A 539-nucleotide genomic window follows, 5' to 3' on the forward strand; every position below is an offset into this window, starting at 1 on the left:
CGTACTCATCTTCTTCGACTTGCGCCGAGTACTTGATAAGTACATTTCGTTGTGCTTCTTCCAGATTGTTAAAGAACGAATATAGCTGTTGGGTAAAACCCAACTCATAAAGCCGAGGATTCAAACTTGAATCGCGACGTTATGAGTTGGCCTCTACGCTGCACCAGGTGAATATAAAGATCGAAGATCATTCATATTCGATGGTGGAGGTGAACGGGATCGAACCGATGACATCCTGCTTGCAAAGCAGGCGCTCTCCCAGCTGAGCTACACCCCCATACCCTGCTTGACGCAGAATACCTGGTGGGTCTGGTTGGATTCGAACCAACGACCCCCGCCTTATCAAGACGGTGCTCTAACCGACTGAGCTACAGACCCAAAACCTTCTCGGATCAGCACTCAGGAGTCATGGGCGCAGGGAGGAGTCCCTCTACCCAAGCCCACAACCGATCCCAGCTATATATCAAACAACCGATAAGAGTGGACGCTTAACACGAGCACTTGAGCTCTGAAAGGAGGTGATCCAGCCGCACCTTCCG

At 50.6% G+C, this 539-nt stretch carries 2 tRNA genes; both read right to left on the reverse strand.

Features of this window, described 5'->3' with window-relative positions:
• Positions 1-201: 201 nt before the first annotated feature.
• Positions 202-277: transfer RNA gene (locus AVE30378_RS32485), tRNA-Ala, on the reverse strand.
• Positions 278-301: 24 nt separating this feature from the next.
• Positions 302-378 (reverse strand) — tRNA-Ile (locus AVE30378_RS32490).
• Between the last annotated feature and the right edge of the window lie 161 nt (positions 379-539).

The sequence above is a fragment of the Achromobacter veterisilvae genome (genome assembly GCF_900496975.1).
Lineage (GTDB): Bacteria > Pseudomonadota > Gammaproteobacteria > Burkholderiales > Burkholderiaceae_B > Achromobacter > Achromobacter veterisilvae.